Annotated in this window: 18 protein-coding genes; 11 read left to right on the forward strand and 7 right to left on the reverse strand. The window is 61.7% G+C overall.

The window, feature by feature from the left end; all coding sequences use genetic code 11:
* A complete protein-coding gene (locus tag EEB13_RS28190; protein WP_033233521.1) occupies positions 1-786 on the reverse strand; it encodes an IclR family transcriptional regulator in 786 nt (261 codons plus the stop codon).
* The gene (locus EEB13_RS28195) at positions 783-2,321 is read right to left on the reverse strand and encodes an APC family permease (protein WP_141486782.1); all 1,539 of its coding nucleotides are present in this window, start codon (positions 2,319-2,321) and stop codon (positions 783-785) included. The genes EEB13_RS28190 and EEB13_RS28195 overlap by 4 nt, the downstream gene beginning before the upstream one ends.
* Before the next feature lie 330 nt (positions 2,322-2,651).
* Here EEB13_RS28195 and EEB13_RS28200 point away from each other — a divergent pair, with 330 nt between their 5' ends.
* The 9 genes from EEB13_RS28200 (at position 2,652) to EEB13_RS31680 (ending at position 9,565) form a co-directional block, all read left to right on the forward strand.
* Positions 2,652-3,242, forward strand: a complete 591-nt coding sequence (locus EEB13_RS28200) for a MauE/DoxX family redox-associated membrane protein (protein ID WP_141486783.1) — start codon at positions 2,652-2,654, stop codon at positions 3,240-3,242.
* 43 nt (positions 3,243-3,285) lie between these two features.
* Positions 3,286-3,894 (forward strand): redoxin domain-containing protein, encoded by a 609-nt coding sequence (locus EEB13_RS28205; protein WP_045065315.1) that lies wholly within the window; start codon positions 3,286-3,288, stop codon positions 3,892-3,894.
* A 77-nt stretch (positions 3,895-3,971) separates the two neighbouring features.
* Positions 3,972-4,643 carry a methylamine dehydrogenase light chain gene (locus tag EEB13_RS28210; protein WP_033233846.1) on the forward strand — a complete coding sequence of 224 codons (672 nt, stop codon included), beginning with the start codon at positions 3,972-3,974 and terminating at the stop codon, positions 4,641-4,643.
* The gene (locus EEB13_RS28215; RefSeq protein ID WP_141486784.1) at positions 4,640-5,959 is read left to right on the forward strand and encodes a hypothetical protein; all 1,320 of its coding nucleotides are present in this window, start codon (positions 4,640-4,642) and stop codon (positions 5,957-5,959) included. Before EEB13_RS28210 ends, EEB13_RS28215 begins: the two co-directional genes overlap by 4 nt.
* Positions 5,956-7,545, forward strand: a complete 1,590-nt coding sequence (locus tag EEB13_RS28220; protein ID WP_141486785.1) for a multicopper oxidase family protein — start codon at positions 5,956-5,958, stop codon at positions 7,543-7,545. Before EEB13_RS28215 ends, EEB13_RS28220 begins: the two co-directional genes overlap by 4 nt.
* A gap of 28 nt (positions 7,546-7,573) precedes the next feature.
* Positions 7,574-7,918, forward strand: coding sequence for a plastocyanin/azurin family copper-binding protein (locus EEB13_RS28225; protein ID WP_045065322.1), 345 nt, complete (start codon positions 7,574-7,576; stop codon positions 7,916-7,918).
* Entirely contained in the window at positions 7,918-8,241 is a 324-nt protein-coding gene (locus EEB13_RS28230) for a cupredoxin domain-containing protein (RefSeq protein ID WP_141486786.1), read from the forward strand. Before EEB13_RS28225 ends, EEB13_RS28230 begins: the two co-directional genes overlap by 1 nt.
* 48 nt (positions 8,242-8,289) lie before the next feature.
* Positions 8,290-9,126, forward strand: coding sequence for a methylamine utilization protein (locus EEB13_RS28235; protein WP_095887291.1), 837 nt, complete (start codon positions 8,290-8,292; stop codon positions 9,124-9,126).
* Between the two features lie 214 nt (positions 9,127-9,340).
* The gene (locus EEB13_RS31680; RefSeq protein ID WP_187328641.1) at positions 9,341-9,565 is read left to right on the forward strand and encodes a hypothetical protein; all 225 of its coding nucleotides are present in this window, start codon (positions 9,341-9,343) and stop codon (positions 9,563-9,565) included.
* A gap of 207 nt (positions 9,566-9,772) precedes the next feature.
* On the opposite strand, the gene EEB13_RS28240 is transcribed toward EEB13_RS31680, so the two are convergent.
* From EEB13_RS28240 to EEB13_RS28250, 3 genes are all read right to left on the reverse strand, one after another.
* Entirely contained in the window at positions 9,773-10,138 is a 366-nt protein-coding gene (locus EEB13_RS28240; protein ID WP_033233540.1) for a VOC family protein, read from the reverse strand.
* 287 nt (positions 10,139-10,425) lie between these two features.
* The gene (locus tag EEB13_RS32130) at positions 10,426-10,560 is read right to left on the reverse strand and encodes a hypothetical protein (protein ID WP_255285235.1); all 135 of its coding nucleotides are present in this window, start codon (positions 10,558-10,560) and stop codon (positions 10,426-10,428) included.
* Positions 10,561-10,831: 271 nt separating this feature from the next.
* Positions 10,832-11,659, reverse strand: a complete 828-nt coding sequence (locus EEB13_RS28250; protein WP_141486787.1) for a mycofactocin-coupled SDR family oxidoreductase — start codon at positions 11,657-11,659, stop codon at positions 10,832-10,834.
* A 186-nt stretch (positions 11,660-11,845) separates the two neighbouring features.
* Here EEB13_RS28250 and EEB13_RS28255 point away from each other — a divergent pair, with 186 nt between their 5' ends.
* Both EEB13_RS28255 and EEB13_RS28260 read left to right on the forward strand, forming a co-directional pair.
* Positions 11,846-12,439, forward strand: a complete 594-nt coding sequence (locus tag EEB13_RS28255) for a TetR family transcriptional regulator (RefSeq protein WP_261984666.1) — start codon at positions 11,846-11,848, stop codon at positions 12,437-12,439.
* 129 nt (positions 12,440-12,568) lie between these two features.
* Positions 12,569-13,768, forward strand: a complete 1,200-nt coding sequence (locus EEB13_RS28260) for an AI-2E family transporter (protein WP_141486788.1) — start codon at positions 12,569-12,571, stop codon at positions 13,766-13,768.
* A gap of 29 nt (positions 13,769-13,797) precedes the next feature.
* On the opposite strand, the gene EEB13_RS28265 is transcribed toward EEB13_RS28260, so the two are convergent.
* Both EEB13_RS28265 and EEB13_RS28270 read right to left on the reverse strand, forming a co-directional pair.
* Positions 13,798-14,814, reverse strand: coding sequence for a zinc-dependent alcohol dehydrogenase family protein (locus EEB13_RS28265; RefSeq protein ID WP_141486789.1), 1,017 nt, complete (start codon positions 14,812-14,814; stop codon positions 13,798-13,800).
* 28 nt (positions 14,815-14,842) lie between these two features.
* Complete coding sequence (locus EEB13_RS28270) at positions 14,843-15,214, reverse strand: DUF2255 family protein (RefSeq protein WP_033233548.1); 372 nt, start codon at positions 15,212-15,214, stop codon at positions 14,843-14,845.
* Positions 15,215-15,421: the final 207 nt, after the last annotated feature.

Raw genomic sequence — 15,421 nt, forward strand, 5'->3', positions numbered from 1 at the left:
TCAGATCAGCCCTGTGAGACGCCGCGCGCAATCGAGGAGAAAGCCCACCAACTCTCGGTCTTCCACAGTGACACGCTCGCACGAACCCTGGATACACAATCCGCCGGCGACCAGGTCGGCATGATCGCGAATGGGCACCGCTAACGCCGACCGCCCGAGCCGGGATTCCTGATTCTCGAACGCGAACCCCTGCAATCGAACCGAACGCAACTGCTCGGCCAGCATGGCACGATCATCGATCGTGAATTCGGTGAGTCGACGTAGTTCCAAATCGACAACGAGCCGCTCGTCGTAGGCCAACAGAAGTTTGCCCAGCGCATTTGCATGGATGTTCTTCGAAAGCGTGGTTATCCCGATGATCTCGTGATCAGGGTCCTTGTCGATGAATCGGAGTCGCCCGGCGTTGAACGACGCAACATGCAATCCGTATCTCGTGTGGGTACGCATGTCTTCGACTTGTTCGTGCAGCGACGGCGCCGGGCCACTCGTTGTTGCGGCATGCGACAACTCAGCCGTCCGACGCCCCAACGCAAAGCCGGACAGGTCAGGTACCCGCACGAGAAAACCCTCTGCCACCAACAGATTCAGCATCCGATACGCCGTGGCCGATGGAACTCCCGCGAAAGTGGCGATCTCCTTCGCGGTTGTTCCCGGTCCCAGATGCGCAACCGCCTCGAGCATCCCGAGCGCTTTCTGAACCGCTTTGGGTTGCTGCCCGCTGAAGTGCGATTCGTCGCTGGTCCGTTTGCCGACTCTGGTGCCGGTGGTGGCGCGGTCGGCGCTCACTCGCCCCACTCCGGTAGGTCGCGGTCTGCGGCAGAACGATCCGGCACCAGGCGTCGTCGACCGTCGTCGCCGATAAGGAGTGTTCCGGCCCCAGGTAGGAGGTCCGCAGTTTCAAGGCTGTCGAAAGCTCCTACCGCCGTCAGACTCTCAGGCCGCACCCGCCGGAGAATTGCACCCCAGATCACTCCGGATGCAGCAAGCGCTCCAGCAGCACACGGCAGCGCCCAGATTCCGTGGACGGCACCGTCGAGAATGATGTACACAAGCAAACCGGCCCCGGCGACGCTGACCGACAACGTGCACACACGTGTCACCGCTGTGTGCTCGCCGATTCGGTTCAAGAACTTCCAGGACGCAAAGGCCACCAACGTGTACGCGCACACGAGGGCAATTTCCACCACTCCGTCGAAAGAGCCTGAATCATCTCTCACCGCATCGGAAAACAGAAGAACGCCGACTGTGCTGACGGAGACAAACGCGAGGACCGCAATGTAAGGGGTTCGGAATCGACGGTGCATCCGGGCGAGCGATGACGGCAGCACCCGTTCGACGCCCATGGAGTACAACAACCTCGAACCCGCTTGCGCGCAGCCGAGAGTGCATGCCAGCCACGAGCACGTCATACCGACCTTGACCGCCAGAACTACCCCGGCACTGGCACCGGATGCCGTCCCCTGGAAGTACGCCCCGACGATGGTTGCGCCATGCCCCGTCATCGCCGCCCACGCTGCAAAGACGAATAGTAGCCCGCAGATGATCGGCGAAATCAGCACTGTGCGTGTGACAGTGATCAACGGGCGCTTGGCCTCTGGACCGAAGAATGCTGCACTCTCGAATCCGGCCATACTCAGAACAGTCAGCATCGCCAGAAAAGGAACCACGCTCAAAGACTGATTCGGCAGTGACACAGTGCTTGTCGTATCGGTACGGGTTGCCAGCATCACCGCGATGATCAAGATCAACGAACAGCTTTCGATCACCAGAATCGCGCGGGTCGCAAACCGAACTCCACGCACCGCTATCCACGCAACGGTGAGGGCGATCAGTACGGTCACCACTACCGTCGAAAGCGGCCCGCCTACATTGGTGCCGATGAGCGAAATCGTATCCAGCAGACTGGGAACCGCCTGGGCCAACACCGATATCGAGATCCCGAGATACCCGACGACCAACGCGGCTCCGACTAAAAGCGCACTTCGGGTTCCGGTACCTTGGAAGACAAAGCTGTAGAGCGAACCAGCCGCCGCCAGCCTGCGGGTGAAATGCGTGATGCAGAGCGCAACCAGAAAAACTGCCGACGTTGTCGCGGCGATGGCGGCCAAACCTGCGTACCCAGGGCTGTACGTGATCATCCACAATGCGATGAACACCATTCCCGTAGCCGGTGCGATGGTCGACAACGACTGTCCGAGAAGATCGATCGGCGTCAGCCGCCGCCGACCCAGACCGCGCAACGGCGAGTACACCGGCTCGCCGTCCTGATCCGCACTCTGTGCCCGCGCGAGTGCCGCGCGCAACGCCGCCGTCACGGCCATGTCTCACCGTCCGTCCGATATCTGATTCACCGATTTCGGTCAAGTTAGTCCGCATTTGTTTCCGGGCAGTTTCCACCGTGGCGCGCAGTGACGATCCAAGTGGGAATCCGCGCGCTCGAGGTCTCTCCCGCTGGCCCTGCCACAGCTCCGAACCATGTCGATCCCGTGCCGAAGAAACCTACTGACCTGCACAAATATCGATTCTCACCGGCGGTGCGCATTCCCAGTTGCGTATCCCCCGGACGTATCGACACCGAAGCATGTTCGCCGCATCACCAGTACAGGATGTGTCCCACACACCAGCGCTTGCCGACCTGAAAGGGAGGAATCATGGACTTCACCATCGCTGCCGTATCGGCGATCATCGGGTTTGTCCTACTGCTCGCCGGCATCCCCAAGCTGACGGACTACGACGGTGTTCTGCGTTCGGTACGTGGATACAAAGTACTTCCGAGCGGGCTCGAAGGACCGGTTGCCCGGGCACTTCCCATCGCCGAGACCGTGGCGGGCGCACTTCTCGTGACCGGCATCGCCCGGCAGTGGGCGGCCGGGGTTGCCGCACTCATGTTCGCGTCGTTCTTTGTCGGCCTTGTCGTCAACCTTGCTCGCGGACGACGCGACCTCGACTGTGGTTGCTTCGCATTCGGCATCGGCGAGATCCCGCGTATCGGATGGTTCCACGCGGTACGTGCCGGAATCCTTGCCGCTGCGTCACTCTCCATCCTGGCAATCGGCAGCGTCGCGGGCGCGGGCGCGCAAGCAACAGCTGCCACCCTCGCACTCCTCCTGGTGCTGGCCGGCGTCGCCATCGCACAGATCCGATCCGTCGTTCATTTCGGCAAGCGCCCCGTCGACGACTACCTCTCGAGTGCTTCCGTCCGACTGCGTGCCGCCGGCGCCACGTCTCGGTACGGCGTTTGACCTTCTCCCTATTCACCGACTGCGCAAAGGCAGGACTTCGACGATGACTACTTTTCTACTCGTAGCGACCGTGATTCTCGTGATCGCCGTGGCCGTACTGTTCTTGATGGTTCTCGCTCTCGCCCGTGAAATCGGCCGTGTGCAGGTGCGTCTCGGACCACTCGGTGCCCGAATGATGGATACCGGTCCCAAGGTCGAACAGGTTGGGCCGTCGTTTGCCGGTTTGATCGACCAGGAAGGTCGAACCGTCGGAGTTGGTGGTCATCGAGACAAGGCTCAGCTACTGCTGTTCACAGCACCGAGTTGCTCGACCTGCAAGAGCCTGCTTCCCGGCGTGCGGGCAATGGCCCGAGCCGAATCCGACCTCGACGTTGTCATCATCTCCGACGGAACCCCCGAGGAACACCGAGAGTTCTTGGCCGGCAGCGGCATCGGTTCCGAGCTCAGCTACATCGACGCTCGTGACGTCGGCATCGCCTACCAGGTGGGCACCACTCCGTACGGCGTAATTCTCGACGAGCACGGCAAGATTCGCGGAAAGGGCCTGTGCAACCACATGGCTCAGGTCGAGAGCCTGCTCAACGCACTCGAGTCCGGCACCCCCTCACTCCAGCACCTTCATGCGCAGGCTAAGTCGGGCAGCGCGGCCTGATCACCCTGAGTTCTGCTCGTTCCTCTTCACGAATCAGGAGAAATTTGTTGGACGACAATGCGTTTCCACAGCACAACATGACAGAGAACCGATATCCGGTAGACGAGGCAACCGTTCAAGCGCAGGCCGAATGGATGGCAGGCCAGGGTGGTTCACTGACCAGCCGCACCGGCCGCAAGCTCTCCGAACGGGTCTCGCGGCGGTCGATGATCAGCCGAATCGGCAAGTGGACCATGGGAGTATCCGGCGTAGCGCTGATCAGCACCTTGCCCGTCACTCGTACCGCATTTGCTCAAGAAGCCGCGCCTCCCGCTCCGGCACCGGGCCCGGAACCGCTTGTTCCCGTGTACGACGGCAAGGATCCCGCGGAATGTGAATACTGGCGCTGGTGCAACATGGACGGCACATCCTGCGCTGCCTGCAACGGCGGCGGTGTCACCACGTGCGCGCCCGGCAGTAAGCCAGGCGCCGAGTTCTGGGTTGGCTGCTGCACCAATCCCGATACCGGAAAGACCTATCTGATCGCGTACTACGACTGCTGCGGTGCGCCTTCGTGTTCCAACGCCTTCTGCGGCGAGCCGGACATGCAGGCAGTGATGTACAACCCGGTTTCCGGCAGCTACGACCAGGAAATCATCTGGTGTGTCTCCGACGAATCGCAGGCGTACACCTGCACCATGGCTCCCATCATCGGTGAGGACTGCCAGACCCGTCCGGCTGCACGCCCCAAGGTCGGTGCCGGATCATGAGCAGTTCACGAACCCGAAAGCTCGCCCGGCCCGCCGTCGCAATACTGCCTCTCACCGTTGTGCTCGCACTGGCCGGTTGCAGTTCGTCCGACAACGACGAACCTTCCAGCGCAGGTGATGTCACCTATCCCACCGTCCCGTTCACTGCTCCTGGTGATGGCATTTCGCTCGGTCACGACGATCAGGAAATCGGCGACACCATTCCCGAACCCCTGCACGTCGGCTCGATCACTCCGATTGCCGCTGACCGACTCCTCGGCGTCGAAGGTGGCTTCGGTCAGCTCGAACTCAGCGTCAACGTCATCGATCCGAAAACCGGTGTGGCCGAGAGCCGCATCACCGTCGGACCCGGTATCTGGGATCCCGTCATCCACGGATTCGTCGGTGACTCCGACGATGACCCAGCGGTGCTCGCCGCCGAAGTGTGGCGTCCCCGAGGTTCGCGTGGCGCAGCCGATTTCACGGTCAGCACCTACTCCGGCAACCTGCTGGAGCCGGCCGAGGTCATGCTTCCGGACGTCGCACGTGTGCATTCGCGTGCCGGCTCCAATGCCGTCACCTCCGACGGCAAGTTCTTTGTCACCTGGGACGACGGCCTGTACGGCATCCGTGTTGTCGACTTGGAGAAGCAGGAGGCGACCGGCGCCCTCCAAATCGTCGGATGTGGACCGTTCACCTGGATGGTCGGACACGAGCTCTACAGCGTGTGCGAGGACACCCGTGAGCTGCTGCAGGTCACGATCAGCGACGACGGAGTCCCCACCGAGACCGCCCGATCCAAGGTCTTGCCCGACGATTTCGTCTCGACTCGCAAAGTGACGTGGGCGGCCGACGCACAGAAAGCGTTGTTGGTCAGCGAGAACGGTGACGTCTTCGTCTTCGACTTCTCGAACGGACTACCCAAGGAAGCCGTCAAGCCCATCGGAAATGCGGGCCAGGATTCCGGACGCTTCTCCGAGAACCTCATCAATGCGGATGCAACGCGTCTGGCAATCGAGTACACCGACAGCGCAATTCACCCGGACTCCGCTCGCGGTGGTTCGATCGTGAAGATCGATCTCTTCGACGCGGCTACGTTCGCCCCGATCAAGAGTCTTTCTCTGGCCGACCTCGGCCTCACCGATATCGGAAGCACCGCCTTCTCAGTTGACGGTGCAACGTTCTACGTCCTCGGCACCGGACCGGAGGTAGAAGGCTCCGCTCCGCAGAAGATCTTGGGCTACAACGCAACCACCGGTGAGCAGGTCAGTTCCGTGGATATCTCGGGCAATGTCGGTGATGTCACCGGGTTGATCACACCAGAAGTACTTCGATGAGTCGTCCCGGATCCGGTGTAGTGATGGGCCGGCGCCGCTTCCTGAGTCTGGGAGCACTCGGCGCCGGGGCAATCGGGCTCGGCGCCGTGGGAACGATCGCCGGATGCAGTTCCACTGCAGCAACTCCGACGCCGCTGACCGATCTCGACTTCATCATGCCCACCGACCCCGAAGTTGCTGCTGCAGAGTCGGCACGAGCCTGGAACGGAACCACCGCCGCGTTTGCCTTGGCAGCCGGATTCTCGACGGTTGATCTCGGCGGACGCCTCGTGGACACATGGACGTACGGTGGCGCTGCTGTCGCTCCGGAACTTCGACTGAAATCCGGTGACCGGGTGAACGTCTCCGTCCAGAACAACCTCGATGCCGAAACCACGCTGCACTGGCACGGAATTCGAATCCGCAACGACATGGACGGCGCGGCACCCACCACGCAGGCTCCCATCGCGGCGGCTTCGACCTTCGACTACAACTTCGTCGCCCCGGATCCGGGAACGTACTGGTACCACTCGCACAGCGGACTACAGGCAGACCGCGGACTCTTCGGCGCCATGATCGTCGAGGACCCGAACGACTCCAGTGGGGCCGACGCCGATGCCGTTCTGGTACTCGACGACTGGGTCGACGGATTGGGTACCACACCGGATTCCATACTGATGGCACTCAATCCGGCAATTGCCGGCGGCCACGGCGGCCACGGCGGAGCCGCATCAACACCCGTTGAGCACACCGAGGGTGACATGGCAGTTGCGCAGCAGTTGGTGAGCGCCGGCCATGGTTCGTCCGAGCCTTTGGGCGGCATGACACAACACATCGCGTATCCACTGCACTTGATCAACGGGCGACCGCCCAACGATCCAGCTGTGGTGACCGCTGCGCCCGGTTCGACTCTGCGACTACGAATCATCAACGCGGCGGCCGAAACTCCGTACCGGTTTGCCGTGGCCGGGCATGAGATGACGATCGTAGCCACCGATGGCTTCGACGTGGAGCCGACTCCCGCCGACGCCATCATCGTCGGAATGGCTCAGCGCTACGACGTACTCGTGACGGTCAAGTCGGGAACATGGCCGGTGGTCGCCAAGGTCGAGGGCCGCGACGGATACGCGTCGACCGTCCTGCGCAGCACCGACGCGTTGGCACTCTCGAATCCGGATGTGGGTGGGGTGATCTCGGAGTTGGGCGGCCGTTTGGTGCTCGAAAGCGCTCTCCGTCCCGCGGAATCCACACGCCTCGAGACGAAGTCACCCGATCGCGACTACCACATCGAGTTGATCCAAGCCGGAGATCGTTACGTGTGGGGTATGGCCGGTGCCGATGCGGGCAAACTCGTGTTGAAACAGGGTGAACGCGTTCGGATTACGATGAAGAACACGTCCACCATGTGGCATCCCATGCACACTCACGGCCACACCTTTGCGGTACCGGATTACGGCGGGCTTCGCCGTGACACCGTCAACGTGCTACCAGGCAGCGAACTCGCCATCGAGTTCGATGCCGACAACCCCGGCGAGTGGATGTTCCACTGCCACAATGCCTACCACTTCGAAGCCGGAATGACGGCAAATCTGCGTTACGTCCGCTGACAAGTAAGAAGAATCGAGAGGACCTCTCATGAAGAAGCTCGTTCCCGCTTTCCTCGCCGCTTGTGCGGCTTTGAGTCTCACCGCCTGCAGCAGCGACAGTTCGGCGTCGGACGAACCCGCCGTCGTGATCGAGGTGAAGAACATGGCCTACACACCGGCGTCGGTCACCATCGAAAAGGGCCAGACCGTCGAGTGGAAGTTCGACGACGGCGGACTCCCCCACGACGTGGTCGGCAACGGTGAACTCGAAGGGAAACTGAAGAGCGAGTTGCTCACCGAGGGAACCTTCTCGTTCACGTTCGACGACGCCGGTACCTTCACCTACCACTGCACTCCCCATCCGATGATGGTCGGCACCGTGATCGTTCAATAGTGAGGAGGTGGATCGCCGGCTTAGGCCTTGCCGTCGCGGCAACGTGTGTTCCCGCGTGCGGCACAGAAGGTCCCGCCCCCGACGTCGTGGTCGAGATCAGCAATGTTCAGTTCAGTCCGATGGACGTCACCGTTGAACATGGCGGCACCGTCGAGTGGCGTTTCGACGACGGCGGACTTCTGCATCATGTGGAATCACCCGGACTGTTCGACAGTGGCATCACCGGAGACGGAACCTTCCGTCACACGTTCGAGAACGCCGGCGTCTACGAGTACTCGTGCTCCGTGCACCCGTACATGATCGGAGTCATCACAGTGTTGTGACTACTGGCTCATCATTTTTCGTGAACTACATACATTTTGGAGGATCTGATGACTACCGTTCTCTCACACGGCCCACTCCAGACCGATGTCCCTGACATTCGGCCGACCCTTCAAGGCTCAGTCGGCACGGCTACTCGCGCCAGCCTCATCGCCGCAGGTGCTGCGGCGGGTGCCGGCATTGCACTCGTGGCTGCGCCTTCTGCGACAACAGCTTTGACCACTGCGGTTGTCGGAGCCGGACTGGTCACCTCACTGGCCGCCAACTGGTCGACCTGCGGAATGTCGGTTGCCGGAGTTGTTGCCGCACCGAAGCAAGCCGACCGTAAGGGATCGTCAACTCCGGTACGCCGACTCGGTTGGCATGCACTGGGTTCGGTCACGACAGGTGCCGTCACCGGCGCCCTGATCGGCGCTCTCGGCGCCGCGGTGTCCGGTTTCATTCCGATCGGCTGGGCGTTGGGGGCCTGGGCTGTTGTGGCACTTGCGTACGGTCTGCACGAGTTGGGTGTTCTCACGATGCCGACTCCGATGCGGCGCCAACAGCTTCCGCGCCATCTGCGCCGCACCATGGCGCCGTGGAAGGTCTCACTGATCTTCGGCGCTATCATCGGGCCCGGATTCCTGATCTTCATCCGCTCGAGTGCGTACTACCTCCTTGCACTCGGTGTTATCGCCTCGGGCTCACCGGCTCTCGGCGCTGCACTGTTCACCGTTGTCTCCCTCGGCCGCTGCATGCCCAGCCTCGCGGCAATCGTGCACACCAATCGCGGTGGCTCGATGCCCGGTTTCCTCTCGGTCATGTGCGTCGTGGACCGTCGGGTGCAGAGCATCACGGGCGCCGCACTGATCGCACTGGGAGCATTTGCTGCTTTCGCGTTGGTCTGAGTTTCCGTCGAAAGTAGTGTGGCCGGTGAGCATTTGCTCGCCGGCCACACTGCGGTCCGGAGATTCGTACCAGAGACGAGGCTTGCCTCAGTCCGAGAGGAGGACAATCGGTGTCGCTTCGGGAGTTCTCCAACTCTCTGATCGAACGCATTGACGTCGCGGCCGCAGCCTATGGTCGGGACGGCCCATTCCCGAAGCAGCAGCACGTGAGCGGTTGGCTACCGAATTCATCGTGCCGGACGACGGCTACCTGGCGTTCATCGGCAGATGGGGCGGGTGCTACGTCGGGGTGTCCGTCCACGCCTGGGATCAGAGTTCACTCCTCGGGACAACCACGTGCCTGGAACTCACAGCCCGTGCGCGCGATGACTTCGGCGAGATCAGGTGCGGATGCGCCGAGATCGCCATGCCGTCCTTGCTCTCGCACGGCGGCGGTTGAATGTGTTGTGGGCGATGGTCCGTGACAAAGTGGTCTACTTGCCAGGACCAACTGCCGCATTGGCCGCGTAGATAACTTCTGAATCGATCAGTAACAGACCCGAATGGACTGTGTTCTGGCCCGCGTCCATTCGTAAGCCGTATCAAGCTTTGTCGCTATGCGGCAGGGACACCCGTCGACTGGTGCGGGTGCGATGTGAGCAGTGACTCAATCGAGACAGAACTCATTACCTTCGACATCTTGCATTACGAGGCATGACTCGTTGTAGCCATCGGCGCGCAGTAGTCGCACACGTACCGCACCGAGTGCGATCAATCGTGCGCATTCGGATTCGAGCGCGGCCACGCGTTCTTCGCCCACGAGTCCCGTACCGACTCGCACGTCAATATGTAGTCGATTCTTGACAACCTTGTTTTCAGGAACGCGCTGAAAGTACAGGCGCGGACCTATACCCGAGGGATCGATACATCCCGATCCGTTGCGCTCGTAACCTAATACTTCGCACCAGAATTCCGCTACGCGCTCAGGCTCCTCACAGTCGAAAGTGACTTGAATCTTCTTGATCGATGCCATCGGATCACAGTAGAGGCGGGTCTCTTCGTTTGCACGTTCTTTATCGCATGGTTCGCGCTAGACGTGAGCTGCGGTGAGAATTTCGTGAATCCGTCACCTTAGTGATCGAGTGTCGAATCCAAGAACTCTTTGGTGAATACCGATCGCGCACAGAACTACCGAAACATCAGCGCCAGCTCCCGAAGGGCGAGAGCTGCGTTCCTGACCGCACCGCCAGTGGTGATGACATCTTCGACCAGGGTGACGGTCTTCCCTGCGACGTCGATTCCCTCTGCCAGCTTGTTGGTTCAGTACGACTTCGGTTCCTTACGGATAAAGACCGCCGGTAGACCGGTTGCCTGGCTGAGCATAGTGACGATCGGGATACCGCCCATTTCCAGTCCGCCGAGTATTTCGGTGTGTTCTGGAACCAACGGGGCCATGCGGTCGGCGATGCGACGTAGAAGGTCCGGGTCGGTTTCGAATAAGTATTTGTCGAAGTACTGGGAAGCGGTTATTCCGGAGCGGAGAGTGAACTTGCCCGTCAGGCGGCGTGAGGAGGGGCAGATCTATCTCCCAGTTTGGCGGCATGTGCTCGCATACAGGTCCTTCGTATCTGCATCGCCTCCGGCTCAGCCAGACGGAACGGCCCGCAGCCGTGCTTGACAAAACCTATTGAGATTCCTTTCAAGTGTTATGGGCTCGAGCCGTCGGCTAGAGCTGACCACCCGCATCGACGGTATGCGTGGTTCCCGTGACATAGCGTCCGCTGTCTCCGACGAGGTAGAGCACTGCCTCGGTGATGTCGGATGATTCGAGCGCGGGCACCGGCAGGGTGTTGAGTGTCAATGCGGCTTCCTCGAAGTCAGCGCGTGTCGGCGCGGCGAGGTCCGGCCGGAAGAGCTTGTAGGTGGCGTCGTTGAGGATCATGTCGGTTGCCACGGTGGTGGGATGGATGGTGTTGACTCGGATATTCTGCGGCGCAAGCTCTTTGGCGAGCACCTTCATGAACCCGACCAGACCCGCCTTAGCCGCTGAGTAATGCGCGGTATTCGCGTTCGCTTTCAGAGCGGCGAGTGAGCTCGTGATCACCACAGAGCCACCCCGACTACCCGCGACAATATGCGGCACCGAAGCGACGCAGGTCTTCCACACTCCGGTGAGATTGATATCGATCATCGTCGACCAGGTTTCCTCGGACATCTCGAGCGTCGGAGCAGGCACCGAGATACCGGCATTGGCGAGCACGATGTCGAGGCGGCCGAGCTCATCGACACCGGCGTCGACCACTGCTTTCAAGCCGTCGAGGTCCCGGACGTCGACTTCGCGGGCAACAATGCGACGACCGAGCGCTTTGACCGCACGCTCGGTTTCCGCGAGGTCGTCCGCCGTGGCGGTCGGATACGGCACTGTGTCGACCTGACGACATACGTCTATCGCGATGATGTCGGCTCCTTCTTGCGCGAGCCGTAGCGCATGGCTGCGCCCCTGGCCCCGTGCAGCACCGGTGACGAATGCAACCTGACCATCGAATTGCCCCATGACAGCAAACCTTTCGGCACATGTGGCACCGACCTTCAGCGGTGCCGCGTCGTACAACCGAGGTTATGTCAGTCGATGCCAAAACATGGCGTTTTGAGAAAACTCACCACCCGGGCGATACGGGTAACCCGCCCAAGCCCGAAGGCCGACGCCATGGCCGGGCGAACCTGGAACGATGGACGCGTGATGAGTACCGACAACCGAATCGACCGCGGTGGCAGGCCGGCGGCAACAACCGCGCACCACCTCGCCGCCGTCGCCCAGAGACTGTTCGTCGAACGCGGCTTCGACCGAACCAACGTCGAGGACATCGCGCACGAAGCGGGAATCAGCACTCGAACCTTCTTCCGATACTTCCCGACCAAGGCCGACGTCCTGTGGGTCGAATCGGACGCCGAGATCAGTCGGCTACGACAAGCACTGGCCGACAGCACCGCGACCGAACCGTACGAAGCCGTCTTGGTGCGCGCCGTAGTCACCGCCATGGCTTTCCCCGACGACCAGATCGAATGGGCCAGACACCGCGCCCAACTGGTCCTTACGGAACCCGCCGTGCAAGCGCAGGCATCGCAGCGCCACACGCGGTGGCGAGCCGCTGCCACCGAATTCGTCAGCGCTCGCACCCCCGACGATTTCTTCCCGATTGCGGTGGGACACGCAGTACTCGCCGCCACACAATCGGCCCACGAGTACTGGATCGCGCATCCAGAGACGCAACTCGCCGATCAGCTCGAACGTGCACTGCTCCTGCTCCTCCCACCCCTACCCACAGCGGTCTAGCTCGCATCGACCTTGGAATCGAGATCCAATGCTCGGCTTGAATTACCTCCGCTCGAGGTAAACCACCAGGACAGCGCAGCGAAAGAATTGTCCGTCCCGCTGGGCGCACCTCGAGATGCGGAGGTTCCGATGCCCGAGCTCGACAACAACTCACCGCCCACGGGCGGAGATGCAGAACCTGCTCACGGCGACGTAGTCGGGCAACCCCATACCTCCGCCGAGGGGCAACCGATCATCGCTGCAGAACAAGACGCTGCCCGAATCAGCTCACCCGCCCACCCGCTGGGTAAGCCCGGACCGAGCTTCGACCGCAAGTCTCCGTTCATGATCGGAATGGCCGCAGCCGCGGGAGTGGCCGTCACTTACGGCGGGATCGAGTTACTGATCGCAGCACACGGCGTACTCGTCCTCATTGTCATCGCCGCGTTCCTCGCAGCCGGCCTCGAACCCGTCGTGTCTTGGTTGGTGCAGCACCGAATTCCCCGTTGGGCGGCTGTGACCGTGGTCTTTCTCGCGGCCTTCGGCATGCTCGCCGGTTTCCTCGCTGCCGCGATACCCCCGATCGTCACCCAAGGCAGCGCACTCGTGGACAACGCCCCTGGCTACCTGCACCACCTCCAAGAGCGCTACCCCGCCATCGACGAACTCAATTCTCGATTCCATCTTCAGGACAAGCTCCAGCAGACGATCGGTGGCGAAGGTGTCCCGGATGTCGTCGGCGGGATCCTCGGTGCCGGTAAGTTCGTGTTCAGTGCGATCAGCGGAACCGTCATCGTGGTTGTCCTCACCGCCTACTTCCTCGCCAACTTCCCCCGAATCCGCGCCTCGCTCTACCGCCTGGCACCCCACTCCCGCCGCCCGCGGACCATCCTGATCGGCGACGAGATCTTCGCCAAGGTCGGCGGATACGTCCTCGGAAACATCCTGATCTCGCTCATCACCGCCATTCTCACCTTCATCTGGCTGATCACCTTCGGCGTTCCATACCCGCTATTGCTCGCCGTACTGGTCGCAGTACTCGACCTGATCCCGATAGTCGGATCGACGCTCGCCGGAATCGTCGTAGCACTGGTGGCTTTGACTGTGTCACTACCTATTTCGCTCGCCACCGTAGCCTTCTTCATCATGCTCCGACTCGTCGAGGACTACGTGCTCGTGCCGCGCATCATCGGCCGGACCGTCCAAGTACCACCCCTGATTACGGTCGTTGCTGTCCTGCTCGGCGGGGCTCTGCTCGGAATCGTCGGCGCACTGCTCGCCATCCCGATCGCTGCCGCGATCTTGCTACTGGCCCGCGAAACACTCCTCCCCCAGCTGGACCGTCGATAATCTGCCGGGGTTGTTTCGAACTCCTGCGTTCACGGAATAAGCATGGTCTTGATGGAGCGTCGCTCGTCCATGGCCGCATATGCCTCAGCGACCTGATCGAGCGGCAGAGTCAGATCGAAGACCTTGCCCGGCTGGATGTGCCCGTTCCAGACGCGGTCCAGAAGATGGTCGAGGTATGCCCGCACCGGTGCAGGTCCACCGCGCAAACCGACGTTCTTCCAAAACATGTGCCGCTGAGGAAGATCCGCGACATGGGGAACGCCGACCCAGCCAACCATGCCGCCAGGGCGCGCGGACCGCAGGGCCTGCTCGACGGAATCGTGAGTACCGACGCACTCGAGCACCGAATCTGCTCCGATTCCGGATGTGAGTTCCTTGACCCGCTCGACGCCGTCGTCGCCGCGCTCGGCAACGATCTCGGTGGCGCCGAATTCCAGTGCGAGACGCTGCCGATCCTCATGGCGGCTCATCGCGATGATCCTCTCCGCGCCCAGTTCCGCTGCTGCAAGTACACCGGAGAGGCCCACCGCGCCGTCACCCACAACCACGACCGTGCTTCCCGGCTTGACGCCTGCGCTGACCGCCGCATGCCAGCCGGTACACATGACATCGGAGAGCGCCAGGATGTTCGGGATCATCGTCTCGTCCGGCAGTTCGGGAGTGGCGACGAGTGTTCCGTCGGCATTCTGAACACGGATCAACTCTGCCTGGCAGCCGTCGTATCCGGTGCCGTGGAGACAGTTCGCGTGTGCGCCGACTTTGCAGAGCGCGCAGGTGTTGTCGCTGGTCAAGAATCCACCGACCACAAACTGTCCGGGCTTCACGGTGGTGACGTCGCTGCCAACCGCTTCGACGATGCCGACGTACTCGTGCCCGATCGGCGTCGGCTTGGTGACCTCCGCGATACCGCGGTAGCGCCACAGATCCGAACCGCACACGCACGCTGCCACTGTGCGGACTATCGCGTCGGTGGGCTCCGCGATCACGGGATCGGGTCGGTCCTCGAAGCGGATGTCATTGGGACCGTAGATAATTGTGCCGCGCATGAATAACTCCTTCGCTGCCGTTTGCGTATCAGGCGGGGAAAACTTCGAGGGTGGCCGAACGGGGGCCACTTTCGACAAGGTGATCGACAATGCTCGGGTACTGGCGGTACTTCTTCCGGTAAGCACTGTCCACAAGCGGGAGGTCTGCGTCACCGGCCTCGACGAACTTCACCTCGTACGCGCTGCCGCCGGAAATAATCTGCCCGGTTCCGGTCGCGATCGCGCCCTTGAACCAGGCTGCGGGCCTGCCGTTAGTGGATCGGATGAAGAGCCGGTCACCGTCGCCGACGATCCAGATGATCGTGGGCTTTCTCAGCGAACCGTCGGCCCGCCTGGTCGCGACCTGCACTTCCTGAGGGTTCGCGATTGCCGCTACCTGCTCTTCGCTCCAGCCTGTCATTGCCCGTACCCCTTGCGTCGACGACACGTTCTTTCAGCCAACCCCAGATCTGCCACGGGCGCGAGGGCCAGGGGTTACCGGCAATGGCAGTGCCTCCTTCGAGGGAGTTCGGCAACCTGACACCCTTTGTGCGCAGCGAGCACCCCTTGCTGCATGCCACAACCGTTGTTCACTGTGCACAAACCGTGCTCACTCAACAGCTCTTGA

The sequence above is a fragment of the Rhodococcus sp. WS3 genome (assembly GCF_003797085.1).
Lineage (GTDB): Bacteria > Actinomycetota > Actinomycetes > Mycobacteriales > Mycobacteriaceae > Rhodococcus_F > Rhodococcus_F globerula.

Coding starts and splice junctions, on each gene's coding strand:
- EEB13_RS28195 (WP_141486782.1), bottom strand. CDS start 2,321: ATGGCCGTGACGGCGGCGTTGCGCGCGGCACTCGCGCGGGCACAGAGT.
- EEB13_RS28200 (WP_141486783.1), top strand. CDS start 2,652: ATGGACTTCACCATCGCTGCCGTATCGGCGATCATCGGGTTTGTCCTA.
- EEB13_RS28205 (WP_045065315.1), top strand. CDS start 3,286: ATGACTACTTTTCTACTCGTAGCGACCGTGATTCTCGTGATCGCCGTG.
- EEB13_RS28210 (WP_033233846.1), top strand. CDS start 3,972: ATGACAGAGAACCGATATCCGGTAGACGAGGCAACCGTTCAAGCGCAG.
- EEB13_RS28215 (WP_141486784.1), top strand. CDS start 4,640: ATGAGCAGTTCACGAACCCGAAAGCTCGCCCGGCCCGCCGTCGCAATA.
- EEB13_RS28220 (WP_141486785.1), top strand. CDS start 5,956: ATGAGTCGTCCCGGATCCGGTGTAGTGATGGGCCGGCGCCGCTTCCTG.
- EEB13_RS28225 (WP_045065322.1), top strand. CDS start 7,574: ATGAAGAAGCTCGTTCCCGCTTTCCTCGCCGCTTGTGCGGCTTTGAGT.
- EEB13_RS28235 (WP_095887291.1), top strand. CDS start 8,290: ATGACTACCGTTCTCTCACACGGCCCACTCCAGACCGATGTCCCTGAC.
- EEB13_RS28240 (WP_033233540.1), bottom strand. CDS start 10,138: ATGGCATCGATCAAGAAGATTCAAGTCACTTTCGACTGTGAGGAGCCT.
- EEB13_RS32130 (WP_255285235.1), bottom strand. CDS start 10,560: ATGGCCCCGTTGGTTCCAGAACACACCGAAATACTCGGCGGACTGGAA.
- EEB13_RS28250 (WP_141486787.1), bottom strand. CDS start 11,659: ATGGGGCAATTCGATGGTCAGGTTGCATTCGTCACCGGTGCTGCACGG.
- EEB13_RS28255 (WP_261984666.1), top strand. CDS start 11,846: ATGAGTACCGACAACCGAATCGACCGCGGTGGCAGGCCGGCGGCAACA.
- EEB13_RS28260 (WP_141486788.1), top strand. CDS start 12,569: ATGCCCGAGCTCGACAACAACTCACCGCCCACGGGCGGAGATGCAGAA.
- EEB13_RS28265 (WP_141486789.1), bottom strand. CDS start 14,814: ATGCGCGGCACAATTATCTACGGTCCCAATGACATCCGCTTCGAGGAC.
- EEB13_RS28270 (WP_033233548.1), bottom strand. CDS start 15,214: ATGACAGGCTGGAGCGAAGAGCAGGTAGCGGCAATCGCGAACCCTCAG.